Raw genomic sequence first — 24,815 nt, forward strand, 5'->3', positions numbered from 1 at the left:
GCGGCTACTTCCTGAGGTCGCCGGCAGTTGCGAGCCGCTCTTCCTCTACCACGAGTGGGATCGGGATCTGGTTCGCCGCATAGTAGAGCGCGATCAGGAAGTGTGCGACCAGAGTGAGCGGTGCGGAGAAAAAGGACAGGAGCACCGTCATGGGGTAGGCCACCGCCCCCAGGCCGAACCGCATTCGGGTCGCCCGGGCGCCTTCTTTGTCCACGCGTTCGTGGAAGAGGTGGCCGACCCGTGTGACGTACCACCAGAAGGCCAGAAAGGCCAAGGCGTACGCCACGGTGATCGAGCTGTAGAGGATCGCGGCCGCGTTGGCCGATCCGCCTTCCTCCATGAGGTGTTCGGCGAGCACGGTGGTGGTGTACGGGATCACCGACACCACCATCAGCACCAGGAGATTCAGGAACAACAGCGGTCGGTCCACCCGCTTGAGGTGACTGAAGATGGTGTGGTGGTTCACCCACATCACGCCGATGATGAGGAAACTCACCACATAGGCGGCGTAATGCGGCCACTGCTCCCACACGCCGTTCCAGAACTCCGATCCCGTCTCTTTCGGAACTTTCAGTTCCAGAACGAGAATGGTGATGACGATGGCGAACACGCCGTCGCTGAATGCCTCGACGCGTCCGGTTTCGCGCTCCATTGACTCCCCTTTGTCACTCGTTCCGCGCATGCGGGGAGAGCGCTGCCCCCGCTCCCCCCGCACACGCTACCCAGTTCTCGGGGTTCAGCTGCCGAACCCGGCGGTCTGGCGCCAGATCCGGCCATCGCGGACCACAAGTGTCCCGAACGCGTGCTCCGGCTGACCGTTCAGGTTCATGATCGCGCGGTAGAAGATCGTGTCCTCGGTCTCGATGTACTCCTGGAGTTCGACCAGCGTGGGCTTGACCGAGAGGTACCCGGTGAACGTCTCACGGACGGCCTCGATGCCCACCGAGGCGCCCTCGAAGCGCAGCAGCACGGCGTCGTCCGTGTAGTTCTTCATGACCGCCTCGATGTCGAGGGCGGCGAGCGCCTCCATCTGGCGGACGAAGACCGGGTGCAGCTTGGAAATGTCGTACGTGGCCATGTTCGACTCCACTCTCTCTGGGCTGGTGATGGCTCAACTGGTGCTGGTGGCGGTGGCGGTCGCCGCCGCAGGTGTGGCGAGCGGCAGCCGGACGACCATCCGGGTCTCCCCCGGCCGGGAGCGGGCCGCGATCGACCCGTGGTGGCGCTGGGTCACGATCCGGTAGCTGAGGTGCAGCCCCAGGCCCGTGCCCTTCCCCACGTCCTTGGTGGTGTAGAAGGGTTCGAAGATCCGCGGCAGGACGTCCTCGGGGATGCCGCGGCCGGTGTCGACGACCTCCACGACCATGCACACGCCCTCCGCGCGGGCACGCACGGTGAGGGTGCCGGCCCCTTCCATGGCCTCGGCCGCGTTGTCGACCAGGTTGGTCCACACCTGGTTCAACTCACCCGGATAGCCCGTCAGTTCGGGGAGGTCTGGTTCGTACTCACGTACCACGGTGATGCCGGAGAGCTTCGACCGGAGCACGACCAGCGTGTTCTCCAGTCCGTCCGTGACCGGGAAGCGCTGTTCGGGGGCCCGGTCGAGATTGGCGTAATCGCGGGTGGCGGCGACGAGCTGGGAGATGCGCGGGCCCGCGGCCCGGAGCTCGGCGGCCAGGGAGCGGATCTCCAGCAGCGCGGCCAGGTGGTCCAGGGCGGCGGGCAGGGCCGGCTCCCCGATCCCCTCCAGCCGCTCCAGCAGCCAGCCCAGCTCCAGGCCGAGGTCCGAGACGCCCGAGCCGAGGAGCCCCGGCCGTTCGGTGCCCGCCTCCTCGGCCCAGTCGGTGATCTCCTCCTCGGCGTCCGCCTGCGCCAGCGGGTCGGAGGTCTGGGGCGGCGGCAGCTTGTCCAGCTCGTCGGTGAGCCGGTCCAGCAGGGAGCGTTCGGCCCCCGAGGCGGCCGCGCCCCAGGCGTGCGCGGTGCGGGTCAGCCGGTCCAGGGCGGGGGCGAGTTCCTGCGCGGCGCGCGCCACCGCGGCCGCCGGGTTGTTCAGCTCGTGCGCGAGGCCCGCCGCGAGCGTGCCGAGGGCCTCCACCGTCGCCCGCTTGCGCGCCTGCACCTCGGAGGACTTGATCCGCCAGGCCAGAACGGGCAGCAGCACGGCCGCCACGCCGTGGCAGCGGGACAGCATCTCGAAGAACACCGGCTTCGGGTAGCCGACGACGGTGGTCGCCGGACCGGACGCGGAGGCGGTGGCCACGTACGAGCCGTCCGTCAGCAGCGGCAGCTCCCCGGTGAAGCGGTGCGCGGCGGAGGGTTTGCCGTCGTGTTCCTCGGCCGCGGCGCTCTCCTCCTCGGTGGAGTGCCGGGTGAGGACCTCCTCCCGGCCGTCGATGACCTTGGTGACGACGAGGCCGCCGGAGAGCAGCACGTGGAAGCAGGTGGCCTCGTCCCCGTCGCGGAAGAGCACCTCGCCGTCGGACAGCACCCGGGGTTCGGTGACCGAGACCAGCCAGTCCAGCTGCTCCTCGGTGAGACCGGCGAAGATCTCCAGCTCGCTCAGGGCAGACCGCAACTCCGGGCCGCTCATGCCGTACTCCCCTCTGCCCGCGTACGGGCGGACAGCCGCAAGGTGACGATCAGGGCCAGCGCGCACACCCCGGCGACGACGGCCATGAAGCCGACCGAGGTGCGGTGCAGGCCGTGGATGTTGGTCAGCATTCCGGCGAGCACCGACGGGACGCTCATGGCGAGGTACGCGAACACGTACACCGCTGCAGTCAGTTCGCCGCGGTGCGCCGGTTCGGCGAGCGCGCTGAGGGCGCGGAACGAGCCGAGGAAGGCGGCGCCCCAGCCGCTGCCCAGCACGGCCGTGGCGATGAGGAAGACGGGAGCCGAGCCGAGCCCCAGCGCCAGCAGCACCAGCGCCAGGCCGGCCAGCAGCCCCAGCAGCCCGATGACCGCCGTGCGCAGCGCCTCGGTGCGGCCGAGCAGCAGCTGCGCGCCGGTCGCGGCGCCCGCGAGCAGGGCGACGGTGGCGCCGCCGACCAGGTAGTTGGTGCTGCGGAGCAGGGACAGGGCCAGGTGCGGGCCGAGCGAGAGGTAGAAGCCGCCGACCGACCAGACGGCGACGATGGTGAGCACCAGGACGGCGAACCGGCCGCCCGTGCCCGGCGGTATCCGGATGCGGCGCGGGACGACCCGGAAGCGGCCGCCCCGCAGCCCCGGTGCGCTCTCGCGCATCCGGACCACCCCGACCAGGGTGAGCGCGAAGGCCCCGACGAGCAGGGCGTAGCTCAGTACGGTCGGTGCGGGACCGTACTGCACGAGGAGCCCGGCGCCCAGGCCGCCGAGCCCGATGCCGACGGTCGGGCCCGCGCTGTTGACCTGGGCCCCGAGTGCCGGTTTGGAGCTCGGGGTCAGCTCCAGCAGGGCCGCGCCCATCGCCCCGGTGGCCAGGCCGACCGCGAGCCCCTGTACGGCGCGGGCGGCGAGGAGCAGCCCGAGCCCCTGGGCTCCGGCGAACAATCCCATGGACACGATCGCGAGGATTAGTGCGGCGCCCAGCACGGGCCGCCGCCCGAGGGTGTCGGACAGCGACCCGAAGAGCAGCAGCCCCGCCAGGACGGTGACGGCGTACAGGGCGAAGACCACCGTGACGGTGCCCGACGACAGCCCCCACTTCTGCTGGTAGAGCACGTAGAGGGCGGAGGGCACGGAGGAGGAGAGCATGAGCAGGACGAGGACCGCGCCCACCACCCAGAAGCCGGAGCCTCTGGGCGCACCGGCCCGCCGGCCGGCCGGGTGCACGATGTCCCCCGTGGTCGTCTTGGTCGGTTCGGCCACTCTTGTCAACTCCCCCGTGGTGGGCGGTGATCAGGCGTGCGCCTGGGCCCTCGCCAGTGCGCGGGCGGTCAGGACCCCCGCGAGGTGGCCGAGGTACTCGGCCGAGGTGCCGCGGCCCGGGACGAACAGCTCCCGGGGCTCGGCGCGGAAGGCCGCGAGCACGCTGTCCGTGGTGTACGGGCCCCCGCCGAGCCGGTCCTCGACCCCGCGCAGGCGCAGGGCGCGGGCGGTGGCTCCGGTGACCGCGATGCGCGGACCGTCCGCGGTGATGCGTACGGCGCTCGCGCACAGCGGGTAGCGGGTGGCCCGGTCGGCGCTCTTCTCGAAGGCGCCCGCCGGTCCCCCGGGCGGCACCAGCAGGGCCGTGATCACGGTGTCCGCCGGTACTGCGGAGGCGGCGAGTTCCTCGGCCGTCACCGTGGAGCGCCCCCGGCTCCCGGCCAGTTCTGCCCGCGCGCCCGCGGCGATGGCCGCGACCGGCAGGTCGGTGGGCCGGCCGGTGGCCGCCAGGTTCCCCCCGGTGGTGCCGAGGTTGCGGACCTGGGGGTCGCCGTTGGCGCGGGCCGCGGCGGCGATCTCCGGCGCCTGCGCCAGCACCAGCGGGTGGGACGCCAGTTCGGCGAGCGTGGTCAGCGCCCCGATCCGCAGCGTCCCGTCCGGGGCGGCTTCGACGCCGCGCAGTTCCTCCAGGTGCCGTACGTCGACCAGCAGGCGGGCCCGGGCGGCGCCGGTGCGCAGGTCGGGCAGCAGGCTCTGGCCGCCGGCCAGGGCCCGGGCGCCGGGGGCGCCGGCGAGGAGGGTGAGCGCCTCTTCCAGGCCGACGGGCCGTACGTAGTCGAACTCGGTGAGGATCACTGGGCTTCCCCTCTCAGGCGGCGCCAGACCTTCTCGGGGGTGAGGGGCATGTCGATGTGCCGGACGCCCAGGTCGGAGAGGGCGTCCACGACGGCGTTGACGACGGCGGCGGCGGGCGGCACCGTGGCGATCTCGCCGGCCCCCTTGGCGCCGAGCGGGTTGTGCGGGCTGGGCGTGGTCGTCTTGTCCAGGGCGAAGAAGGGCGCGTCGGCTGCGCGCGGCAGGGCGTAGTGGCTGAGGTCGGAGCTGATGAGCAGCCCGTCCTCGTCGTACTCGGCGGCCTCCATGAGGGCCTGGCCCAGGCCGTGCACGATGCTGCCCTCGATCTGACCGCGGACGATCTTCGGGTTGCCGATGTTGCCGGCGTCGTCCACGGCGGTGTAGGCCACCACCTCGGTCTCGCCGGTCAGTTCGTCGATCTCGACCACGGCGACGTGCGTCCCGAACGGGTAGTTGAAGTCCGGGGGGTCGAAGTGGGTGGTTTCGTCGAGGGCGGGTTCGATCTCGGGGGGCAGCCCCCAGCCGTACCACATGGCCATCGCCAGCTCGGCGAAGGTCTTCGCGTTCTCCTCGTTGCCCTCTTCGTGGACGCCGCCGCCCGCGTAGACGACCTGGTCCTCGGGGACGCCCAGGAAGACGGCTCCCGCCTTGACCAGCTTGGCCTTGAGCTTGCGGGCGGTGAGGGCGACGGCCGGCGCGGCCATGCTGTAGGAGCGCGAGCCGTAGGTGCCCTGCCCGTACGGGGCCTTTTGCGTGTCCCCCTCCAGGACCTGGACCTGTGCCGGGTCGATGCCGAGCTCGTCGGCGGCGACCTGCGCGAAGACGGTGGCGTGGCTCTGGCCGGTGGAGGCGGAGCCGACGGTCACGGTGACCTCGCCGGTCGGGTGGACGCGGATGTTCGCGCTCTCCCAGGTGCCGCCGAGCATGCCTTCCTTCGACATCCTCGTGGAGGGACCGACCCCGCAGATGGCGACGTAGGAGGCGATGCCGACGCCGAGCCGCTTGCCGCGGGCGCGGGCCTGCGCCTTGCGGGCGGGCATGTCGGCGTAGCCCGACAGCTCGATGGCCCGGTCGAAGTTCAGCTGGTAGTCGCCGGAGTCGTAGGTCCAGCCGAGCCCGTTGTCGTAGGGGAACTTCTCCTTCGGCACCAGGTTCTTGCGCCGCACGGCCGCCGGGTCCATGCCGATCTCGACGGCGTACCGGTCGACGAGGCGTTCCATCAGGAACGCGGCCTCGGCGCGCCCGCTGCCGCGCTGGGCGCCCAGCGAGACGGTGTTGGTGAAGGCGGCGTAGACCTCGCAGAACGCGGCGTCGATGTCGTACATGCCGCTGATGGAGCGGCCCATCAGGGCGGTGGCGACGCCGGGCCCGATGGTGGAGGGGTAGGCGCCCAGGTTGGCGTAGCTGGTGGCGCGCACGGCGGTGATGCGGCCGTCGCGGGTGCCGGCGAGGGTGACGTGCTGGCGGTGGTCGCGGCCCTGGACGGTGGAGTTCATCAGGCCGGTGCGGGTGTCCACCCACTTCACGGGACGGCCGAGCGCCTTGGAGAGCAGCAGGACCAGCGCCATGTCGGGGTAGAGGTAGCCCTTGGTGCCGAAGCTCCCGCCCACGGTCGGCGCGATCACGCGCAGCTTGTTGAAGGGGATGCCGAGGACCAGCGCGGCCAGCAGGAAGCGGTGGTTGTGCGGGCCCTGGGTGGAGGCGTAGAGGGTGTACTCGTCGGTGGCGGCGTTGTAGTCGCCGACCGCCCCGCGCGGTTCGATGGGGCTGTTGATGGTGCGCTGGTTGACGAGGTCGAGTTCGACGGTGACCTCGGCCTCGACGATGGCCGCGTCGGTGCGGTCCTTGTCGCCGCAGGTCCAGTACGCGTTCAGGTTGCCGGGGACGGCCTCGTGCAGCTGGGGCGCGCCCTCGGCGAGGGCCTCGTCGGCGCGGGTGACCACGGGCAGCGGTTCGTACTCGACGGCGATGGCGGCGAGCGCCGCGGCCGCCTGGCGCGGGGTCTCGGCGACCACCACGGCGATCGGGTCGCCGACGTGGCGCACGCGGTCACCGGTCAGGACCGGGCGGGCGCCGGGAAGTCCGTAGGGGTGGGGCGGGAAGTGGCTCTCGACCCCGCCGGGTATCCAGATGCAGGGCAGCGGCATGACGTCGGTGAAGTCGGCCGCGGTGGCCACTTTCAGTACGCCGGGCAGCTCCTGCGCGGCCTTGGTCTCGATGGACACGATCCTCGCGTGGGCCACCGGACTGCCCAGGATGGCCATGTGCGCGGTGCCGGGCAGGTCGATGTCCGCGACGTACGTGGCTTCGCCGCGCAGCAGCTGCGGATCCTCGCGGATGTCCAGCGGCTGGCCCAGCACTCCGTCGCCCTGGAGAGCGCTCTCCCCCGTTGCAGCGGTCACGGCCTCACACCTCCTGTCCGGGCGCGGCGGGGGCCCCGGCCGCGGGTTCCCCCGCACGGGCGGCGGAGCAGGCGCGCTGCACTCCGCGTACGACGCTGTGGTAGCCGGTGCAGCGGCACAGGTTGCCGGTGAGCCACTCGCGGATCTCCGGCTCGGTGGGGGCTTCGCGGCCGGCCGTGTTGTCGACCAGTTCACCGAGGGCCATGACCATGCCGGGGGTGCAGAAGCCGCACTGGGTGCCGTGCTCCTCGCGCAGGGCCTCCTGGAGTCCGGTGAGTTCGCCACCGCGGGTGGTGACGCCCTCGATGGTGGTCACCCGGGAGCCGGCGGCCGATGCGGTGAGGACCAGGCAGCTCTTGACGGACCTGCCGTCGATGCGGACGACGCACGTGCCGCACTGGCCGGTGTCGCATCCGACTTTGGTCCCGGTCAGTCCGAGGCCGTCACGCAGCCGTTCCACGAGCAGTTCGTTCGGCGGGGCCGAGAACTGCTCGGGTCTTCCGTTCACGTTCAGTGAGAGATCCATGCGAGCGCCTGCGCTTCCGTGAGCGGCCGGTTGAAGAGGGGTCCGCCGGGCTGTTGGAGAATTCCTCCGGAGTGCAGCGGGCCGGTGTCGACGGGGGCGAATCCCAGGTCCGAGATGATTCCCGCGACGATTTCCTTCGATTTCCCGTCGTCGCCCGCCGTGAAATGGGCCAGTCGTTCGCCCCCTGCGGTACCGGCAACGGCGAGGGTCTCGAAATGCATGGTGTTCAGGGATTTCACGACCCGGACGCCGGGGTACCACTCGGCGACCAGGTCGCTGGATCCGCGTCCGCCGAGATCGGCGGGGGTCCCGGGGCCCGCGAACGCGTTGGTCGCGTCCACGAGGACCTTGTCCTGCACCACGTGCGGCGGCAGCAGCCCCCGTACCTGGTCGAAGGGCACCATCAGCACCACCAGGTCGGCCCGGCCCGCGGCTTCGGCGGGGTGCGCCGCCGAAGCCGCGGCGCCGAGTTCGGCCACCAGCGGGGCCAGGGCCTGCGGCCCGCGGGCGCCTGCGAGGACGACCTCGTGGCCGGCGGCGACCAGGATCCGTGCGAGGACCGTGCCGATCCGGCCGGTGCCGATGATGCCTGTCCGCATTGACGCTCCTCAGTCCATGCCGATCCAGACCGACTTGGTCTGGGTATAGCTTTCGAGGGATTCGGGCCCGCACTCACGGCCGTAGCCGGAGGCCTTGTAGCCGCCGTAGGGCACGGAGGGGTCGTACTGGTTGTAGCAGTTGACCCAGACGGTGCCCGCCTTGATCTGCGAGGCGACCCGGTGGGCCCGGCGCAGGTCCTTGGTGTGCACGCCGGCCGCCAGTCCGTAGGCGCTGTCGTTGGCGATGCGGATGGCGTCCTCTTCGGTGTCGAAGGGGATGATCGACAGCACCGGGCCGAAGATCTCCTCCTGGGCGATCCGCATGCCGTTGTCGACCCCGGTGAAGACGGTCGGCAGGAAGTACAGGCCCTGGCTGGAGGCACCCTCCGGGGTCCAGCCGGTGCCGCCGGTCCTAAGGACGGCGCCTTCCTTCTCGCCGATCTCGATGTACGAGCTGACCTTCTCGAACTGCCCCCGGTGGGCGAGCGGTCCGAAGAGGGTCGCCGGGTCGCGGGGGTCGCCGGGCCTCAGGGCGGCGGCCCGGCGGACCAGGCGTTCGACGAGTTCGTCGTGGATGGGGCGTTGGAGGAGCAGCCGGGAGCCGGCGGTGCAGATCTCGCCCTTGTTGTAGTAGATGCCGAAGAAGGCGAGTTCCTCGGCGGCGTCCAGGTCGGCGTCGGCGAAGACGATGTTGGCGGACTTGCCGCCGAGTTCCATCGTCACCTTCTTGAGGGTGCCGGCCGACTTGCGGATGATCGACTGGCCCACCGCGGTGGAGCCGGTGAAGGCGATCTTGTCGATGCCGGGGTGGTCGGTGAGGGTCTCGCCCAGTTCCACGCCCGGTCCGGTGATGACGTTCAGCACCCCGTCGGGGATCTCCGCCTCCTGGAAGAGCTCGGCGATCTTGAGGGCGGTGAGCGGGGTGGCCGGGGAGGGCTTGTGGACGACCGTGTTGCCCGCGGCGAGGGCCGGGGCGATCTTGGTCATCGAGAGCAGCAGCGGGAAGTTGAAGGGGGTGATGGCACACACCACCCCCAGCGGTTCGCGCAGGGTGTAGGCGAGCTGCCCGCCGGCCGGCGCCCGCGAGGAGCCGTCGACGCGGGTGACCGCGCCCGCGTAGTAGTGCATGAGCTGGGCGGCCATGGGAGCGTCGACGGTGCTGGAGAAGGCGAACGGTTTGCCCATGTCCACCGTCTCCAGCAGGGCGATCTCCTCCAGGTCCCGCTCGATGAGCTCCCCGACCCGGTTCAGCCGCAGCGCGCGTTCCTGGGCGGACAGTCTGCTCCACGGGCCTTCCTCGTACGCCGCCCGGGCGGCGGCCACGGCCGCGTCCGCGTCGGCGGCCGTCGCCTGGGCCACCGGCACGATCTCCCGCCCGTCCACGGGGCTGACGTCCGGTTCGGTCCGGCCGTCCCGGGATGGGACCCATCTGCCGCCGATGAAGAGTTTCCCGGGGTTGGCGAGGGGCTGGCCGCTCAGCTCACGCTTGGTCATGGCTGCCTTCCGTGTCGGGGTGCGGGGGGCCTGTCAGCCCTTCGCGAGCTGCGCTAAGAAGGTCTCGGCGAGGGCCTTGGAGGAGTAGGGGTTCTGGCCGGTGGTGAGCCTGCGGTCGACGACGACGTGGGAGTCCCAGATCGCCTCGGCCTTCTCGTAGCGGGCGCCGAGCCGGGTGAGTTCGACCTCCAGGATCAGCGGCAGCCGGCCGGCCATGTTGGTGACGAGCTCCTCGCTGTGCGAGAAGGCCGTCATCCGGTAGCCCTCGAACGGCCAGCGGCCCTCGCCGTCGCGGAGCGCGAGGAGCGAGGTGTGGCCGTGGCAGACGGTGGCCAGCGGCTTGTCCTGGGCGATGGCCCACCGCAGGATCTGGGCCAGCTCGTCGGACTTGGGCAGGTCCCCGATGGCGCCGTGGCCGCCGCTGACGTAGATGCCGTCGTAGTCGGCGATGTCCTTCTCACCGAGGGTTTCGAGCGCGATCGGGTGCGCGAGCTGCGGGGTGTCCCCGATGACCCGTACGTATTCGGCCGCGTTGGCGGCGTCCTCGTCGGGGGAGCCCGCCGGGCGGACCCACTGGAGGAACTGCGGGTCGATGCTGGTCTGGTCGACCGTCGGGGCCTGGCCGCCGATCGTCGCCACGTCCACGGTGTGGCCGGCGGCACGGAAGAGGGTGTAGGGCACGACGAATTCCTCGGCCCAGAATCCCGAGGGGTGCTGTTCCCCGTCGAGCAGATGGAGCGTGGCCTTTGCCGTCATGACGACGAGGATCTTCATGACTGATCTCCTTGTTCTGGAATCGCTGCCGATTCAACACGCCCCCTGCGGGGGGCGTAAGGGGGGAGCGTCAGGCGCGCGATACTTCGTCACGTGCGTCCAGCGCCGAGATGATGGTGCGGAATTCACCGACCAGGGGGTGGTCGGGATGGGCTTCTGCGAATATGCGCTCGCCGTACAAGGCGGCCATTTCCGGTACGTACGGAAGGATTCCGGCCAGGGGTGCGCCGTAGACCTCCTCGGCGCGCCGGCGGGCGTCCGCCCGGTCGACGCCCTCGGGGGCCATGCTGAGGACGAGGGCCCGCCGGCAGGCCAGGCGCCCGGCGAGGGAGACCGTCTCCTCGACCCCGGAGAGGTCGACGCGGTCGGCGCGCGCGAGGATCACCACCACGTCGGCGCCGGCCATGGCCGTCACCGACTCGTTGTTGAGCCCGGCGTGCGTGTCGAGCAGCAGCACGTCGAGGGCGTAGTGCTCGGCCAGCCGGTCGAAGCCCTCGGCCAGCAGCCCCACGTCGTAGCCGGTGGACATCAGCTCGCGCAGCGCCGCGGTCCCGGTCCGGGCCGGCACCACGTACAGCCCCGGCACGCCGCTCTGCCGGGCGGCGGCCTCGATCTCGCAGCGGCCGAGGAGGTAGTCGGCCAGGGAGGCGCCGGGCGCGAGCCGGAACAGCAGGTCCAGGCTGGGTGAGTGGATGTCGGTGTCGACCACCCCCACCCGGCGCCCCCCGGCCGCCATCAGCAGCGCGAGGTTCGCCAGGACCGAGGACTTCCCGGTGCCGCCTCGGTGCGAGTGCACCACGATGGTCCGGGTCATCAGGCCGCCGCCCTGAGGTCTGCGTGCGGCCCCCGCGCCGCACGAGGCCGGTGCAGGGCCAGCATGGTGACGTCGTCGTGCTGCTCGGCGCTGCCGGTGTGCTCGCGCACCGCCAGGTCGATCCGGTCGACCACGTCCTTGCCGCTCGCCGGGGGACCGGAGAGCAGTTCCAGCATCCGGTCGTCGCCGAGGAAGGTTCCCTGCGGACAACGGGCCTCGGGTACCCCGTCCGTGAACACGAAGAGGGTGTCGCCCGGGTTCAGCTGGGCGTAGCCGAGGGTGTAGACGCAGTCGGGCAGTACGCCGACGGCCGGTCCGGTGACGTCGAGCGGTACGGGCACGTCACCGGAGCCGGACAGCAGCAGGGGCGGGTTGTGGCCGCCGTTGATGTAGACGAGGCTTCCGGTCTGCGGGTCGAGCACGCCGAAGAACAAGGTGGCGAAGTAGCCCTGCCGCAGGTGGTTGCGGGTGAGGTAGCCGTTGGTGGCGGTGACGGCGTTGAGCAGCGGGGTGGCGCCGACGACGGGCGTACGTCGGCTCCCGCCCGTGCGGCCCGCCGCCATCAGGTGCTGGAGGCCGCTGTTCTCGGCGGTGTGCCGCAGCAGCGAGCGGATGAGGGCCATGAAGAGGGCGGCTCCGACGCCCTTGTCGCAGACGTCGGCGACGACCACCGCCAGCCGCCGGCCCCGGGACATCTCGAAGACGTCGTAGAAGTCCCCGGCGACCTGTCGTGCGGGCCGGAAGCGCACGTCGATCTCCCAGCCCGCCGGGACGGGCAGCGATTCGGGAAGGAAGCCGGCCTGGATCTCCCGGCCGATCTCCAGCTCCTTCTCGTAGCCCATCAGTTCGGCACGGGCGTCCGCCTCGCGCAGGGTGCGGCCGAGCCCGGCCCGCTCGGAGCAGCTGTGCAGCCGGGCGCCGACCAGGGCCGGCAGGAACGGGGGTACGAGGTAGTCGTGGCCGAGCCGCACGTGGTGCTCCAGTGCGGCGAATTCCGTCACGGTCCAGACGACCACGATCGGGGCCCCCGCCCAGCGGCGCAGCCTGCGGACGGCTGAGCGGATGCTCTCGCCGTCGGCCTCGGCCGGGGCGAGCAGCACGTCCGCCACGGGCAGCACTTCCAGTGGGCCGCGCAGCAGTTCCGCGAGGGTGCGGGGGACGAGTTCCGCATCCATCAGCCTGAGTGCGTCCAGCAGTTCGGGCGTGGGAGGCGGGTACTCGTCGAGGATGATCACGGTCGTGGAGGGCATGGGTCCGTCTCCTCAGCCTTCACAGTCAGCGTGCTGGTGTTCCGGCCGTCCATGCGTGCGTAGCTGTATTCGTCCACGCTGGTGAGTGCCAGGTGGATGCCGAGGCCGCCGACCCGCCGCCGGTGCGGGGGTACCCCGAGAGCGGGGGGCAGGCGGCCCTCGACGGGGTCGAAGGGGGGTGCGGTGTCCTCCAGGACGATCCGCACCCCGCCGGGACCGCAGTGGCCGCGGACGGTGATGCGTCCGCCGCCGCCGCGGTACCCGTGCATGACGATGTTCGTGGCCAGCTCGTCCACGGCCAGCCGGATCCGGTACGTCGCCTGCTTGCCCAGGCCCGCCCGGCCGGCCAGCCGCAGGACGAACGCGGCGATCTCGCCCAGCGCCCCGATCTTCGCGGGCACGTCCAGTACGGAGGGTTTGCTCGCCAGTTCGACCATGTCGCCCACGGCCGTCAGTCGTCGGAGAGCTGGATGCTCCGGTCCAGTCCGGCGGTGCGGATGGTCCGGGAGACGGGCTCGATGGCGCCGACCACCTTGATGGTGACGTGGTCGGCCACCTTCTGCTGGGCGAAGACCAGGGAGCGCAGTCCGGCACTGGCCATGTAGCCGACGCCGGCCATCCGGATCTCGACCGTGCTGGTGCCGTGGCCCGCGGCCTTCTCGATGGTCTGGTGGAAGTCCGGCGCCGTCTTGGCGTCCAGCTCGCCCTCCAGTTCGATCACGGTGGTGTCACCCTCGATGCTCAGGGTCACGGAAAGCGGCATGTCAGATCTCCTTCGGTCAGAACGTCCCGGTCGTCTCGGGCTCGTTCGTACGGCCCACGAGGATCACGACGGAGCGGGGGCCGATCAGGTACTTGCCGGCGTTGTCCAGCTCCTGCTCCGCACCGGGGGTGCGGATGTCGTACGGCGCCTCGGCCGAGGTGTCGGCGAACAGGTGCCAGGTCCGCCCGCCCGGCAGGGCGGGCAGCTCCAGGTCGTGCGACTCCCAGTGCGCGTTCATGGCCACGTACACCACGTCGTCGTCCCCGGTGCCGCAGCGGGCCACCGCCAGCAGCCGGCTGTCCTGCGACCAGTCGGGCTGCCAGGCCCGCTCGCCGTGCCAGCTGATGTCGGGCAGCCCCAGGGTGTCCCGCATCCGTCCGGTGGGGTGGGAGGTGGAGCGCAGTTCCCGGTGGTGCTTGCGAAAGGCGATCATCTCCCGGGTGAAGCGCAGGAGTTCGCTGTTCTGGTCGACCTGGTCCCAGTCGAACCAGGACAGTTCGTTGTCCTGGCAGTACGTGTTGTTGTTGCCCTGCTGGGTGCGCGCCACCTCGTCGCCGGACAGCAGCATCGGGATGCCCTGGCTGGTGAAGAGGATGGCCATGGCGTTCTTCATCTGGCGCAGGCGCAGGGCGTTGATCTCCGGGTCGTCGGTGGGTCCTTCGGCCCCGCAGTTCCAGCTGGCGTTGTCGTTGCCGCCGTCGTTGTTGCCCTCGCCGTTGGCCTCGTTGTGCTTGTCGTTGTAGGAGACCAGGTCGGCGAGGGTGAACCCGTCGTGCGCGGTCAGGAAGTTGACCGACGCCGAGGTTCCGCGGGTGGCGTACAGGTCGGGCGAGCCCGCGACCCGTGTGGCGAGTTCCCCGGTGACTCCGGGGTCGCCCTTGAGAAAGCTGCGCACGGTGTCGCGGTACTTGCCGTTCCACTCGGCCCAGCGGCCGTAGGCCGGGAAGTTGCCGACCTCGTACAGGCCGCCGGCGTCCCAGGCCTCGGCGATGAGCTTGGTGTGCCGCAGCACCGGGTCGAAGGCGAGCGACTCCAGCAGCGGCGGGTTGGGCAGCGGGGTTCCGTCGGCGGAGCGGCCGAGGATCGCCGCGAGGTCGAAGCGGAAGCCGTCGACGTGGTAGTCGGCGACCCAGTGGCGCAGGCAGTCGAGTACGAAGTTGCGGACAACGGGGTGGTTGCAGTTGACGGTGTTGCCGGTGCCGCTGAAGTTGAAGTAGTAGCCCTCGGGCGTGAGCATGTAGTACGTGGCGTTGTCGAGCCCCTTGAAGGAGATCGTCGGGCCCTGCTCGTTGCCCTCGGCGGTGTGGTTGAAGACGACGTCGAGGATGACCTCGATGCCGGCCGCGTGCAGGTCCTTGATCAGCGTGCGGAACTCGTCGCCCTGCATCCCGTAGCGTCCGGTGGCCGCGTAGCCCGCCTTGGGCGCGAAGAAGGAGACGGTGTTGTAGCCCCAGTAGTCGTAGAGCTTCTCCCCGGTCTCCGGGTTGCTGCGCGGGTTGTCGCTCTCGTCGAACTCGAACACCGGGAGCAGCTCTATGCAGTTGATCCCGAGTTCCTTGAGGTACGGGATCTTCTCGCGCAGCCCCGCGAAGGTGCCGGGGGCGGTGACCCCCGAGGAGGGGTGCCGGGTGAAGCCGCGCACGTGGGCCTCGTAGACGACGAGGTCTTCGGCGGGGATCCGCAGCGGGGTGTCGTCGCCCCAGTCGAAGTCCTGGAGGCAGACCCGCGAGCGGTACTGGTAGCCGCGGCTGCGGTCCGGCTCCACGCCCCACACGTCGCGGCCGGCGATCAGCCGCGCGTAGGGGTCGGAGAGGACCTGGCGGGCGTCGAAGCGGTGGCCGGTGACGGGGTCGTAGGGCCCGTCGGCCCGGTACCCGTACTCGATGTTCTCGTGGTCGAGGCCGAAGACCGTCATCGCGAAGACGCTGCCGGTGCGGAATTCCTCGGGGAACTGCAGCTCGGCCATCGGTTCGGCCTCGCCGCGCTTGTAGATGACCAGGGTCATGGAGGTGGCCTGGTCGGAGAAGACGGCGAAGCTGACCCCGCCGGGGACCACGTTGGCCCCGAAGGGGAACGGCTTGCCGGCGCGGACGCGGAACCCGCCCACCTCGTGGGTGGGGTAGGCGTCGACGCGCAGTACCTGTTCGGTCGTGGGTTCGCTCATCGCACGGCCCGGGCCTTCGCGTTGGCCGCCTCGGCCTCGCCGGCGGAGAAGAAGTCCAGGAAGCCGGTGGCCGACATGACGAACCGGACTTCCTCGCTCACCCCGTACAGGGTGACGGCGACTCCGGCGTGCTGGGCCTCGCGGTAGACGACGAGCAGGGTGCGCAGCCCGGCGCTGGAGACGTAGGTGACGGCGGTGAGGTCGATGCGCAGCGACCGGCCTTCGCGGACGAGCGGCAGCAGGGCCTGGAGCAGCTGCCCCGAGGTCTCGCTGTTGATCTCGCCGGTGGCGACGAGTACCGTGCCGCCCTTGTTCCGGCGTTCTTTCACGTGAAGAGTCATTGTCTTCTTCCCCTCATGGTGGGGCGCCCCCCGTTGGGCATTACCTGGTGACCGGCCGCAGCCGGACCTTGACCTTGACCCGGCTCTGGACATCGGGCAGCCGGACCGTGAGGCCCTTCGCGTCGAAGTCCGTCCACGGCTTCTCGTCGATCTCCACGGACGCGACCTCGATGGAGCCCGCGGGCAGGAGGTCGGGCGAGACGCGCAGGACGCGGTCGGGCAGGTCGCTGGGGTCGGGCTGGAAGTGGAAGTCCATTTCCCGGCCGTTGATGAGCAGGTTGTTGTAGACGGCGGAGAGGTAGCACAGCTCCGCCGAGTGGTACATGGACATCGAGTGGCTGCCCTTGAGCCGCTCGGTGCCGAGCAGGTACGGCGTACCGCTGGCGAGCACGTTGAAGTAGACGGCTCCCTCGTCGTGGTCGAGGAAGAAGGTGTTGTAGAAGGACTCCGCCTGCCGGGCCTCGCGCAGGAAGTCGTCGCCGCCCACGGTGCCGTCGAGGATGAGGTAGGCGAGGATCGCCTGCTCCTGCTGCCACCACGCCTTGCGGTCGTGCCAGGCGAACCGGTACGTCTCCTCGTCGCCCTGCTTCACCCGTTCGACCACGTCGTACCAGCCGCCGCGCTGTCGGTCGCTGCCGACGGCCGGCATGATCTCGCCGATCTTGCGGGCGAGCTCCTCGTAGGCCGGCTTGGCCTTGAGGGAGTTCATCCGCATCAGGTTCCAGGCGATCTTGAGGTTGTGGCCGACCACGGCGCGGTTCTGCTGCCAGCTGTGCGCCGTGTCGTGCGACCAGTCGCGGTGGAAGCGTTCCTGGACGAAGGGGCTGTTCTTGTAGTCCGGGAACTTGTCCGCGATGGTGTCGAAGGTGTACTCCAGGAAGTCGGCGTACCTCTGGTCGCCGGTCGCCAGGTACAGGTTGATCAGGTAGGCGGGCGCGTGGTCGCCGACCGAGTTCCAGTTCTTGCGCTCCGCGTTCTCGCCCAGCGACTCGTGGTCGGCGCTGAACAGGATGGGGTCGATGTGCGAGTAGTAGCCGCCCAGTTCCTCGTCCTTGAAGAACTTGTCGAAGAGCCGGATGGTGGCGTCCGCGTCGTTCTTGATGCGTACGTCTCCGGTGACGCGGTACGTCTGGATGGGGCCGGCCAGGGCGTAGATCTGCTCGTACATCGGGATCGCGTCGTAGTCGTCGGAGAACTCCGAGGTGAACAGCTTGCGCTCGCTGTCCCCGTCGACGCGGATGCCGTGGTACCAGAAGACCACGTCCTCCTCGCTGTCGACGACCCGCATGTGCTTGCGCAGGTATTCGGTGCCCCGCTCGGCGACCTCCAGGTACTCGTCCTTGCCGGTCAGCAGGTAGGCCGAGGCCATGCCGTAGACCAGGCGGGAGATCGTGTCGGTCTCCTGGACGTGGCTGGCGGTCTTGTCGCCGCCGAGCCGGATCTCGGTGCGGTACTCGGTGAAGTCCACCGGCCCGTCACCGAACTGGGCCCGCTTGTAGAAGTCGGCCAGCGACTCGATCTGCTTGATCCACCAGCTGGGCTCCTCGAACCGGTAGTCCTCGGCGCCGCGGCCCAGGAAGACCAGCCGCTTGGCGTCGAAGTGGCCGCCGGACTCCGGGTAGTGGACTCCGTAGACGAACAGGAGCCGGCCCGGTGAGAGCATCTCGTCGATGTGCCCGGAGGCGTCGATGTACGGCTCGCCGAGGTTGCGGACCAGCTCGGCGCTCGGGTCCCCGGCCAGCGACACGTCGAACTCGCGGCCGTCGGAGGTTGTGAGCCGCAGCATCCGGCCGTGGGAGTCGAAGCGGACGACGTAGCCCGCGATCGTGTCGGAGAAGGAGAAACTCACGGCGTCAGCCATGTTTCACACACCGTCCTTGTCGTGAGAGCTGTCGTCCTCGTATCCCTGGCTGACCTCGACGATCACCCCGTCGGGATCGCGGACCCACACGGTCCGCCACCCGCAGATGAAGTCGTCGAAGTCCAGCGGCCCCAGGGTCACTTCCGCCGCGTCGCCCAACTCCGCCAGGAACGCGTCCACGCTGTCGGTCTGGAAGGCCAGGTGGCGCATCCGGCCCGGCGCCTGCGGCCCGTCTCCCCCGGCCGGCGCCGGCGGCGCCGCCGCGGGGCCGGCCGCGAAGAGCTCCAGGTACGCGTCCCCCTTGCGCAGGAACACGATCTGCGAGTCGCCGAGGTCGACCACCCGGGCCCGGGCGAAGCCGAAGTAGCGGGTGTAGAACTCCTCGGTCGTCTTCTGGTCCGTGCAGTTCAGGCCCACGTGGGACCAGACCATCGCCCCCATCAGCCGGTCCCCCGGCCCCGCCCCGCCGCGATCAGCTCGATGATCCTGCGGGCGAAGAGGTGGTGGTGGGCGCCGGTGCGGCCGGTGACCAGGTCACCGTCGACGACCACGTCCTCGTTGACGTACTCGGCGCCCATGTTGCGGACGTCGCCGATGAGGTTGTTGTGGCAGACGACCTTGCGGCCGCGGATCTTGTCGGGGATCGAGGCGGCCAGCCACATGCCGTGGCAGATGATCCCCTTGAGGACCGTCGGCTCCTCGAAGGCCCGGCGCAGCAGCTCCGTGGCGGGCGCGAGGACGTCCACGTCCTCGGTGTAGCGCAGCCGGTCGGCCACCATGCCCGAGGGCACGATGATCGCCGCGTACCGGCGCAGTTCCTCGTCGCCCAGCCCCTCCAGGGACCTGTCGGCGGTGAACGGCGCCCGGTACTCGTGCCCGGTGAAGGTGATGGAGTCGTTGCCCCACAGCCGGGTCAGGAAGTCGACCTCGGCGCCTTCCTCGGCGAACCGGCGCTGGTAGTAGAAGATCTCGGGCTCGTAGAAGTCGCTCTCGACCAGGACCGCGATCCGGGTCCCGGACAGCGCGCCCTCGCGCAGTACGGCGTCAGGCACGGGAGGTCCCCCTCAGGAAGTCCGCCGCGCGTTCGGCGATCATCGCGATGGCGGTGTGGCAGTTGCCCGACGGGACGGCGGGCATCACGCTGGCGTCGACGACGCGCAGGTTCCGTACGCCGTGCACCCGCAGCTCCGGGTCGACGACGCAGAGGTCGTCCATGCCCATGCGGCAGGAGCCGGCCTGGTGGTGGTAGCTCTCCGACTTCTGCTTCACGAAGGTCCGCAGGTCGTCGTCGCTCACGTGGCCCGGTCCGGGCTGGAGCTCCTGCTTGTACCAGGGCGAGAACGCGGAGGTCGCGAAGAGCTCCCGGGCGAGTTTGACGCCCTGCACCATGCGCTCCAGGTCCCACCGGTCGCCCAGGTAGTTCGGGTTGATCAGCGGGTGGGCCAGCGGGTCGGCGCTCGCGAGCCTGATCCAGCCGCGCGAGACGGGCCGCACGACTCCGGGCAGGATGCTCACCGTGTCGGGGTGGTCCTGGCCGACGATCACGTCGAACGGCACGTGTACGAAGGCGATCTGCAGGTCCGGCGCGGGAAGACCGGGACGGGAGGACAGGAACAGAGCGCTCTCCGAGAGGTTCTGCGCCGGTGGCGGCAGTTCCTGGGTGACCTCGGCCATCAGCCCGGTCAGCACGTGGTTGTGGAAGTTCTCGCCGACGCCGGGCAGCGCCGCGGTGACCGCGATGCCGTGTTCGCGCAGCTGCTCGGGGTGCCCGATGCCGGAGAGCAGCAGCAGCTTCGGGGACTCGATGGCCCCGGCGGCCACGATCACCTCGCGCCGGGCCCGTACGGTGTGCGGTCCGGGTTCGGCCGGGGAGCCGTGTCCGTCGCCGACCACGCGCCCCGGGAACGGGGCGGGCGGGGCGAGCCGGACGTACTCGACTCCCGTGCAGGTGTCCCCGTCGAAGAGCAGCCGGGTGCTCTGCGCGCTGGTGCGCAGGGTCAGGTTGGCCCGCTCCAGCGCCGGCTCCAGGTAGGCGGCGAGGGCGCCCTGGCGGCGGCCGTCGGCGACGTCGATGTGGTGCCAGCCGGTGCCGAAGAGGCCGCGCCGGGGCCCGTCGGTGTTGAAGTCGGGGATCTCCTGGTGGCCGAGCTCGACCGCCGCGTCGATGAAGGCGCGGGAGACCGGGTTGGGGCCGTGGAGCCCGGCGTTGGTGATGCGCTGCGGGCCGCGGGTGCCGGTGGTGGGCGCCGTGGCGTCCTCCTGGCCCTCCAGGAGGGCGAAGTAGGGCAGTACGTCCTCGTAGGACCAGCCCGCGGCGCCCTGGTAGGCCCAGTCGTCGAAGTCCGAGGCGTGGCCCCGGATGTGCATCATGATGTAGAGGTTGCTGCTGCCGCCGGGGGCCTTGCCACGTGGTTCGTAGGTACGGCGGCCGTCGAGCCCGGGCTGCGGGACGCTGGTGTAGCCCCAGTCGACGGGGCCGCCCAGCAGCTTGTACCAGGAGGACGGGTCGTCCACCTCGGGCGGGATGCGGTCGCCGCCGGCCTCCAGGACGAGGACGGAGACGTCCGGGTCCTCGGAGAGCCGGTTCGCCAGGACGCTGCCGGCGGTACCCGATCCCACGATGATGTAGTCGTACTCATCTCTCGCCATCACGCCCGCCCCTCAGCCCTGGCCGAGCACCTGGAAGGGAACGGTGTCGTGGTAGTTCGCCATGTAGGCGATCTTTCCGTCCACGATCCGGAAGTAGTTCATGACCTCGGCCTCGATGGTCTCGCCGGAGGCGCTGACGGCGGAGAGGTGGGAGACGGCCGCGGCCTGCTCACCGTCGACGAGGAAGTGCACGGGCTCGTTCCGGAAGACCCGGTACATCGTCCCCATGCCCTTCATCATCGAGCGCAGGACCTCCAGGCCCTCGATGTGTCCGGCCAGTTGCTCGTCCATGACCTGGTCGTCGGCGAACAGGTCGCACCAGCGGTCCCAGTCCCCGGCATTGGCGTACTCGTAGTACTTCCGCAGAATCTCTCGTGCGTCCGACGCGCTCATCACGCTCATCCCCCTATCGGTCCCTGCGGGTTCCGTCCGGCGCGAAGGGCGCCCAGAACTGGCTGAAGGCGGTCGCCGTGTCGCCGAAGAGGCCGTCGCGGCCCTCGACGATCCGCCCGTCCCGCCACCGCATGAAGTGGAAGACCGGGTAGTCCATCCGCTCGTACGGGGACCCGCTCGCCCCGTCCGCGCCGTCGCGCACGGCGACGTTGCGACACACGTCGGCGCTGCAGTCCTCACCGACCAGCACGGCCTGGATGTCCATCCGGAAGGTGCCGCCCGTGAGCTTGTGGGTCTGCCCCATCAGCTCCAGGAAGGCGTCCAGGCTCTCGTACCAGCCGGCGAGCGGATGGTTGCCCGGCACCAGCCAGCGCAGGTCCTCGGAGTAGTACTCCAGGATGCGCGCCCGGTCGCCGGAGCCGAGCGCCTGGTAGGCCGCCCGCACCCGCTCCCGTGTCACTTCGGTCATCGCCGCTCCTCCTACGTCTTCGCAGCCGGTCAGAGGGAGCCGGAACCCGGCATGGGCACCAGTTCGTTGACGGTGTACTGCTTGATCAGCGGACCGTCCTGGCCGGCCACGACGACCCAGGTCTGGTAGGCGTCGAAGCCGAGCCACTGGCTGCGCGCGGCCGGCGGGTCCCAGATCTTGGCCTGCCAGTTCACGAGGACCCGGACGATCGCCCGGTCGCCCTCGATGACCGGCTCGACCTTGGTGACGGTATGGACCTCGTCGAAGAAGCGGGAGGTCACGGCGGCGTACCAGCGGCCGAAGCCCTCGTGTCCGAGGAAGGTGTCCTCGGGGACCTTGAACTCCAGGTCCTCGGTGATCATGGCGAGCACCTGTTCCAGCGGAAGGTGCTGGTCCAGGGCCACGTACCAGTTCTCGGCGAAACTGCGGATCGCGTCCTCGATCAGCCGCTCGACGGGCATGCGGTCTCCTCCTGTCCGTACCGGTGCGGTGGTGTCAGGGCGTGGTGGGTGGTGCGGTGATCAGATCTGGACGTCCACGAGGTACGGGCCGGGGTGGGCCAGCATCCGGCCCACGGCCGCGACCGCCTCGTCCGGCTTCTCCACCCGCGTCCCGTCCGCGCCGAGGGCCCGTGCCAGCCCGGCGAAGTCGATCTCGGGGTGCGAGAGGTCGAAGGACCCCGGGAAGCCGTGCTCGGGGATGTCCCGTTCCCGCCAGTACTGGGCGATGTTGTCGTCCAGCAGCCGGTACTTGCGGTTGTTGCAGACCACGAACTTGGCGTTGATGCCGTGCCGGACCGCGGTCCACAGCGCCTGGTAGGTGTACATCGACCCGCCGTCGCCCGCGAAGCCGACGACGAGCCGGTCCGGACGGGCCAGCTTGGCCCCGACCGCCCCCGGGAAGCCCACCCCGAGCGAGCCGCCCCGGGTGAGGTGGTAGTCGCCCGGCCGCTCCGCCGGCAGGTACTTGGTGACCAGCGGCGAGGTGGTCAGCGCCTCGTCGAAGACGATGAGGTCTCCGCCCGTCCGCTCGGCCAGGGTCCGCAGGAAGACCGCCATCGGCGCGGCGTCGGTGTCCGGTGCGTCGGCCTGCGCGGCCCGCTCCCGGGAGCGGGCGTCCAGCCGGGCGGCCGCGGCCGCGCGCTGTCCGGTGGTGAGCCGGTGCTCCAGCACGCCCGCCAGTGCGCGCAGCGCCTGCTTGGGGTCGGCGGCCAGGCCCAGGTCCACGGGGTGGTTCTTGGCGATCTCGTAGGCGTTGAGGTCGATGTGCACGACCTTCGCGCCGGCCCGGAAGGGGCTCTCCAGTTCGGGGAACACCTCGGGGAAGACATAGGTGCCGACGATCAGCACCCCGTCCGCCTCGGCGATCAGCCCCTTGCTGTGCGGGCCGAACATGTGGCCCGTCTGGCCGCGGCGCAGCGGGTGCGACGCCGCGATGTTCACCTCGGAGGAGTCGACCTCGTACACGTCGGCGCCCAGCAGCTCGGCGACCCGCACGAGTTCGGCCTGCGCCCCCGAGAGCGCCACCCCGTCGCCGATCAGCACGACCGGGCGTTCGGCGGCGGCCAGCAGCTCGGCCGCCCGGCCCACCGAGGCGGGTGAGGGTGAGACGTCGGTGAGCGGCACGGCGGCGGGCAGTACGGGCTCGGAGTTGAGCTCGTCCAGCACGTCCATCGGCAGCGCGACGAACACCGGTCCCCGCGGCGGGGTCAGGGCGATCTTGACGGCGCGCCGGACGGTGCGCAGTACGGAGCGCGGGTCGGTGACCCGGGTCGCGTACTTCGTCACCGGCTTGGCCATCGCGACCAGGTCGGACGCCATCTGTGCGTCCATGGCGTCGTAGCGGACCCCGGCGTCACCGGCGACCACGACGAGCGGGGTGTGGCCGCGCAGCGACTGGTAGAGCATGCCGATGCCGTTGCCCAGGCCCACGCCAGAGTGCAGCTGGAGCAGGGCCGCCCCGCCGGTGGCCCGGGCGTAGCCGTCGGCGATGCCGGCGGCGACCGTCTCCTGGAGGGCGAGGACGTACCGGAAGTCCGCCGCCGCGTCGACCGCGTCGAGGAATCCCTGTTCGACCGTCCCCGGATTTCCGAACATCACATTCAAGCCGTCGGCCTTGAACTGCTCGATCAGCCTTTCCCGTCCGGGAGTGGCTTCCATGAATTCCCCCTCTTTCCCCGGAGTTACCGGATTACCATCCGTACCGGGTGAGCCCGTCCTCCAGGACTTCGACGATCTTCCGCCCCGTCAGATAGGAATCGGGGGTCGACCGTCCGGTCACGAAGGGGAAGTCGACGATCACCGATAGGGGGTGGCCGAAATTCCCGTGGTACGCGCCGCGCGGGCCGGTGGCGTCGCGCAGGATGTACTCCAGCGGGTACGGCGGCGGCCCCATGTTGAAGTCGGTACCGAGGAATCCGGTTCCGTCCTTGTAGTCGTATTCCTTGCAGTGGCCGGTGACGTGCTTGCCCCAGATGATGCTCTTCCGGTCGCCCCAGTCGCGGGCGAAGGCCAGGCAGGCCACCCCGTAGCACTCGGCCGCCACGACCTTCCCGGCGTTCTTGAAGGCCAGGATGAGGGCGTGCACCCGCTCGTTGTTGGCGAGGTCGACGATGGGGCCGCTGCCGCCGACGATGAGGACCGCGTCGAAGGAGGCGATGTCCTCCTGGAGCTTGTCCAGATCGCGGTGGTACTGCTCCAGCTTGGGCAGGTAGTCCTTGTCGCTGGTGTACGGCCGCTCGGGGGCCCACGCCTCGATGTCGAGCGGCGAGTCGAGCCGGCTCGACTGCTCGAACTCGCGGCCCAGCCGGGCGTTCTCCTCGGTGGTCACCGAACGGCCCAGCGGAGGGTCGATGTAGTCGGCGTCGAGGCTCGGCGGAAGTGCGTGGGCGCGCTTCCCGGTCGGTGTGGCGAATACGACTTCGTAGCCCCGCTCGTCGAACTGCGATACGGGCCCGATCAGTTCTTCGGCCCAGTAACCGTGTTCGGAGACAATGACCAGAATCTTTCTGCTCACAGATTCCTCCAGGCGCCGCCTGTTGTGTTGGCGTCCCCCACACTGCTTCTGCGCGGGGCCTGCGTCAAAGCGCCCGTATGCGACTTCGTGAGGTAGGAGGCCATGCCGTCCCCACACCTCAGGTAGTCGCCGCGCGAGGTCATGAAGTAGGTCCCGTACTTCATGACTTCGGCCGAATCGATGAACCATTGCGCGACCCCCGTCCTATGGTCTGGACGCGCCCGTGATTCACCGGCGTGACGAGCGGTACGAGTGCGCGAGGAGAGGGACGGGGACGATGACGAAGGACCTGTTGTGCACACACACCGACCAGATACGTCCGGTGAAGCCCGGGACCGACGGCTGCGAGGAGTGCCTGGCGACGGGAGACGGCTGGGTGCACCTGCGCATGTGCCTGAGCTGCGGGCACGTCGGCTGCTGCGACTCCTCGAAGAACCGCCATGCCACCCGGCACTACCGCACCGCCGGGCACCCCATCGCGGCCTCGCACGAGCCCGGCGAGGACTGGGCCTGGTGCTACGCCGACAAGCTGATGCTGGACCCCGCGTGAGCGCGCCCCGGGAGCACGCCGAGGCCCCGTCCGCCGCGGGCCGCTCCTCC

26 protein-coding genes are annotated in these 24,815 nt (G+C 70.3%); 1 reads left to right on the forward strand and 25 read right to left on the reverse strand.

The features are described from left to right. Positions 1-4: 4 nt before the first annotated feature. The 25 genes from ACIA6C_RS30745 to ACIA6C_RS30865 form a co-directional block, all read right to left on the reverse strand. The gene (locus ACIA6C_RS30745; RefSeq protein WP_361139971.1) at positions 5-652 is read right to left on the reverse strand and encodes a TMEM175 family protein; all 648 of its coding nucleotides are present in this window, start codon (positions 650-652) and stop codon (positions 5-7) included. A gap of 84 nt (positions 653-736) precedes the next feature. Then, positions 737-1,078, reverse strand: a complete 342-nt coding sequence (locus tag ACIA6C_RS30750; RefSeq protein WP_329193563.1) for a nuclear transport factor 2 family protein — start codon at positions 1,076-1,078, stop codon at positions 737-739. A gap of 33 nt (positions 1,079-1,111) precedes the next feature. Further along, positions 1,112-2,590: an ATP-binding protein gene (locus ACIA6C_RS30755; RefSeq protein ID WP_399280811.1), complete on the reverse strand. Its 1,479-nt coding sequence runs from the start codon at positions 2,588-2,590 to the stop codon at positions 1,112-1,114. After that, positions 2,587-3,846: an MFS transporter gene (locus ACIA6C_RS30760; protein ID WP_399280813.1), complete on the reverse strand. Its 1,260-nt coding sequence runs from the start codon at positions 3,844-3,846 to the stop codon at positions 2,587-2,589. The genes ACIA6C_RS30755 and ACIA6C_RS30760 overlap by 4 nt, the downstream gene beginning before the upstream one ends. Before the next feature lie 30 nt (positions 3,847-3,876). Next, positions 3,877-4,701: an FAD binding domain-containing protein gene (locus tag ACIA6C_RS30765; protein WP_399280815.1), complete on the reverse strand. Its 825-nt coding sequence runs from the start codon at positions 4,699-4,701 to the stop codon at positions 3,877-3,879. Continuing rightward, the gene (locus ACIA6C_RS30770; RefSeq protein WP_399280817.1) at positions 4,698-7,103 is read right to left on the reverse strand and encodes a xanthine dehydrogenase family protein molybdopterin-binding subunit; all 2,406 of its coding nucleotides are present in this window, start codon (positions 7,101-7,103) and stop codon (positions 4,698-4,700) included. Before ACIA6C_RS30770 ends, ACIA6C_RS30765 begins: the two co-directional genes overlap by 4 nt. 4 nt (positions 7,104-7,107) lie before the next feature. Further along, complete coding sequence (locus ACIA6C_RS30775; protein WP_399280819.1) at positions 7,108-7,629, reverse strand: (2Fe-2S)-binding protein; 522 nt, start codon at positions 7,627-7,629, stop codon at positions 7,108-7,110. After that, positions 7,614-8,228, reverse strand: a complete 615-nt coding sequence (locus ACIA6C_RS30780; protein WP_399280821.1) for an NADPH-dependent F420 reductase — start codon at positions 8,226-8,228, stop codon at positions 7,614-7,616. The genes ACIA6C_RS30775 and ACIA6C_RS30780 overlap by 16 nt, the downstream gene beginning before the upstream one ends. Before the next feature lie 9 nt (positions 8,229-8,237). Beyond that, positions 8,238-9,722, reverse strand: coding sequence for an aldehyde dehydrogenase family protein (locus tag ACIA6C_RS30785; RefSeq protein WP_366082059.1), 1,485 nt, complete (start codon positions 9,720-9,722; stop codon positions 8,238-8,240). 33 nt (positions 9,723-9,755) lie between these two features. Next, a complete protein-coding gene (locus ACIA6C_RS30790; RefSeq protein WP_399280823.1) occupies positions 9,756-10,496 on the reverse strand; it encodes a type 1 glutamine amidotransferase domain-containing protein in 741 nt (246 codons plus the stop codon). Between the two features lie 70 nt (positions 10,497-10,566). Continuing rightward, complete coding sequence (locus ACIA6C_RS30795) at positions 10,567-11,310, reverse strand: MinD/ParA family protein (protein ID WP_361139996.1); 744 nt, start codon at positions 11,308-11,310, stop codon at positions 10,567-10,569. Continuing rightward, positions 11,310-12,560 carry a PP2C family protein-serine/threonine phosphatase gene (locus ACIA6C_RS30800; protein ID WP_361139999.1) on the reverse strand — a complete coding sequence of 417 codons (1,251 nt, stop codon included), beginning with the start codon at positions 12,558-12,560 and terminating at the stop codon, positions 11,310-11,312. The genes ACIA6C_RS30795 and ACIA6C_RS30800 overlap by 1 nt, the downstream gene beginning before the upstream one ends. Further along, on the reverse strand, positions 12,542-12,997 hold the full coding sequence (locus ACIA6C_RS30805) for an ATP-binding protein (RefSeq protein WP_361140050.1): 456 nt from the start codon (positions 12,995-12,997) through the stop codon (positions 12,542-12,544). Before ACIA6C_RS30805 ends, ACIA6C_RS30800 begins: the two co-directional genes overlap by 19 nt. A 14-nt stretch (positions 12,998-13,011) precedes the next feature. Further along, the gene (locus ACIA6C_RS30810; RefSeq protein WP_190187123.1) at positions 13,012-13,323 is read right to left on the reverse strand and encodes an STAS domain-containing protein; all 312 of its coding nucleotides are present in this window, start codon (positions 13,321-13,323) and stop codon (positions 13,012-13,014) included. 16 nt (positions 13,324-13,339) lie between these two features. Then, entirely contained in the window at positions 13,340-15,487 is a 2,148-nt protein-coding gene (gene glgX / locus ACIA6C_RS30815) for a glycogen debranching protein GlgX (RefSeq protein WP_399280826.1), read from the reverse strand. Then, complete coding sequence (locus ACIA6C_RS30820; protein WP_361140005.1) at positions 15,484-15,828, reverse strand: STAS domain-containing protein; 345 nt, start codon at positions 15,826-15,828, stop codon at positions 15,484-15,486. Before ACIA6C_RS30820 ends, glgX begins: the two co-directional genes overlap by 4 nt. 40 nt (positions 15,829-15,868) lie before the next feature. Further along, complete coding sequence (locus tag ACIA6C_RS30825; protein ID WP_399280829.1) at positions 15,869-17,689, reverse strand: AGE family epimerase/isomerase; 1,821 nt, start codon at positions 17,687-17,689, stop codon at positions 15,869-15,871. Positions 17,690-17,692: 3 nt separating this feature from the next. Next, the gene (locus ACIA6C_RS30830; protein ID WP_361140011.1) at positions 17,693-18,130 is read right to left on the reverse strand and encodes a VOC family protein; all 438 of its coding nucleotides are present in this window, start codon (positions 18,128-18,130) and stop codon (positions 17,693-17,695) included. Beyond that, positions 18,130-18,741 carry a DJ-1/PfpI family protein gene (locus ACIA6C_RS30835; protein ID WP_399280831.1) on the reverse strand — a complete coding sequence of 204 codons (612 nt, stop codon included), beginning with the start codon at positions 18,739-18,741 and terminating at the stop codon, positions 18,130-18,132. Before ACIA6C_RS30835 ends, ACIA6C_RS30830 begins: the two co-directional genes overlap by 1 nt. Beyond that, a complete protein-coding gene (locus tag ACIA6C_RS30840) occupies positions 18,734-20,338 on the reverse strand; it encodes a GMC family oxidoreductase (RefSeq protein ID WP_399280833.1) in 1,605 nt (534 codons plus the stop codon). The genes ACIA6C_RS30835 and ACIA6C_RS30840 overlap by 8 nt, the downstream gene beginning before the upstream one ends. 12 nt (positions 20,339-20,350) lie before the next feature. After that, positions 20,351-20,731: a nuclear transport factor 2 family protein gene (locus ACIA6C_RS30845; protein ID WP_361140020.1), complete on the reverse strand. Its 381-nt coding sequence runs from the start codon at positions 20,729-20,731 to the stop codon at positions 20,351-20,353. 13 nt (positions 20,732-20,744) lie between these two features. Further along, the gene (locus ACIA6C_RS30850; protein ID WP_361140022.1) at positions 20,745-21,200 is read right to left on the reverse strand and encodes a nuclear transport factor 2 family protein; all 456 of its coding nucleotides are present in this window, start codon (positions 21,198-21,200) and stop codon (positions 20,745-20,747) included. Positions 21,201-21,229: 29 nt separating this feature from the next. Next, on the reverse strand, positions 21,230-21,661 hold the full coding sequence (locus ACIA6C_RS30855; RefSeq protein WP_399280836.1) for a nuclear transport factor 2 family protein: 432 nt from the start codon (positions 21,659-21,661) through the stop codon (positions 21,230-21,232). A gap of 60 nt (positions 21,662-21,721) precedes the next feature. Next, on the reverse strand, positions 21,722-23,359 hold the full coding sequence (locus ACIA6C_RS30860) for a thiamine pyrophosphate-binding protein (RefSeq protein ID WP_399280838.1): 1,638 nt from the start codon (positions 23,357-23,359) through the stop codon (positions 21,722-21,724). Between the two features lie 31 nt (positions 23,360-23,390). Next, on the reverse strand, positions 23,391-24,215 hold the full coding sequence (locus tag ACIA6C_RS30865; RefSeq protein ID WP_329193607.1) for a type 1 glutamine amidotransferase domain-containing protein: 825 nt from the start codon (positions 24,213-24,215) through the stop codon (positions 23,391-23,393). 277 nt (positions 24,216-24,492) lie between these two features. On the opposite strand from ACIA6C_RS30865, the gene ACIA6C_RS30870 reads away from it, so the two are divergent. Next, entirely contained in the window at positions 24,493-24,765 is a 273-nt protein-coding gene (locus tag ACIA6C_RS30870) for a UBP-type zinc finger domain-containing protein (RefSeq protein WP_361140030.1), read from the forward strand. Positions 24,766-24,815: the final 50 nt, after the last annotated feature.

It is taken from the genome of Streptomyces sp. NPDC051578 (genome assembly GCF_044454045.1).
Classification (GTDB): domain Bacteria; phylum Actinomycetota; class Actinomycetes; order Streptomycetales; family Streptomycetaceae; genus Streptomyces.

Bases quoted from the DNA above. Each gene is read 5' to 3' on its own strand.
- ACIA6C_RS30810 (WP_190187123.1), bottom strand. From the start codon at position 13,323: ATGCCGCTTTCCGTGACCCTGAGCATCGAGGGTGACACCACCGTGATC.
- ACIA6C_RS30855 (WP_399280836.1), bottom strand. From the start codon at position 21,661: ATGCCCGTCGAGCGGCTGATCGAGGACGCGATCCGCAGTTTCGCCGAG.
- ACIA6C_RS30830 (WP_361140011.1), bottom strand. From the start codon at position 18,130: ATGGGGGCGATGGTCTGGTCCCACGTGGGCCTGAACTGCACGGACCAG.
- ACIA6C_RS30800 (WP_361139999.1), bottom strand. From the start codon at position 12,560: ATGCCCTCCACGACCGTGATCATCCTCGACGAGTACCCGCCTCCCACG.
- glgX (WP_399280826.1), bottom strand. From the start codon at position 15,487: ATGAGCGAACCCACGACCGAACAGGTACTGCGCGTCGACGCCTACCCC.
- ACIA6C_RS30795 (WP_361139996.1), bottom strand. From the start codon at position 11,310: ATGACCCGGACCATCGTGGTGCACTCGCACCGAGGCGGCACCGGGAAG.
- ACIA6C_RS30845 (WP_361140020.1), bottom strand. From the start codon at position 20,731: ATGAGCGCGTCGGACGCACGAGAGATTCTGCGGAAGTACTACGAGTAC.
- ACIA6C_RS30785 (WP_366082059.1), bottom strand. From the start codon at position 9,722: ATGACCAAGCGTGAGCTGAGCGGCCAGCCCCTCGCCAACCCCGGGAAA.
- ACIA6C_RS30870 (WP_361140030.1), top strand. From the start codon at position 24,493: ATGACGAAGGACCTGTTGTGCACACACACCGACCAGATACGTCCGGTG.
- ACIA6C_RS30825 (WP_399280829.1), bottom strand. From the start codon at position 17,689: ATGGCTGACGCCGTGAGTTTCTCCTTCTCCGACACGATCGCGGGCTAC.
- ACIA6C_RS30775 (WP_399280819.1), bottom strand. From the start codon at position 7,629: ATGGATCTCTCACTGAACGTGAACGGAAGACCCGAGCAGTTCTCGGCC.
- ACIA6C_RS30780 (WP_399280821.1), bottom strand. From the start codon at position 8,228: ATGCGGACAGGCATCATCGGCACCGGCCGGATCGGCACGGTCCTCGCA.
- ACIA6C_RS30755 (WP_399280811.1), bottom strand. From the start codon at position 2,590: ATGAGCGGCCCGGAGTTGCGGTCTGCCCTGAGCGAGCTGGAGATCTTC.
- ACIA6C_RS30840 (WP_399280833.1), bottom strand. From the start codon at position 20,338: ATGGCGAGAGATGAGTACGACTACATCATCGTGGGATCGGGTACCGCC.
- ACIA6C_RS30860 (WP_399280838.1), bottom strand. From the start codon at position 23,359: ATGGAAGCCACTCCCGGACGGGAAAGGCTGATCGAGCAGTTCAAGGCC.
- ACIA6C_RS30790 (WP_399280823.1), bottom strand. From the start codon at position 10,496: ATGAAGATCCTCGTCGTCATGACGGCAAAGGCCACGCTCCATCTGCTC.
- ACIA6C_RS30805 (WP_361140050.1), bottom strand. From the start codon at position 12,997: ATGGTCGAACTGGCGAGCAAACCCTCCGTACTGGACGTGCCCGCGAAG.
- ACIA6C_RS30820 (WP_361140005.1), bottom strand. From the start codon at position 15,828: ATGACTCTTCACGTGAAAGAACGCCGGAACAAGGGCGGCACGGTACTC.
- ACIA6C_RS30745 (WP_361139971.1), bottom strand. From the start codon at position 652: ATGGAGCGCGAAACCGGACGCGTCGAGGCATTCAGCGACGGCGTGTTC.
- ACIA6C_RS30850 (WP_361140022.1), bottom strand. From the start codon at position 21,200: ATGACCGAAGTGACACGGGAGCGGGTGCGGGCGGCCTACCAGGCGCTC.
- ACIA6C_RS30750 (WP_329193563.1), bottom strand. From the start codon at position 1,078: ATGGCCACGTACGACATTTCCAAGCTGCACCCGGTCTTCGTCCGCCAG.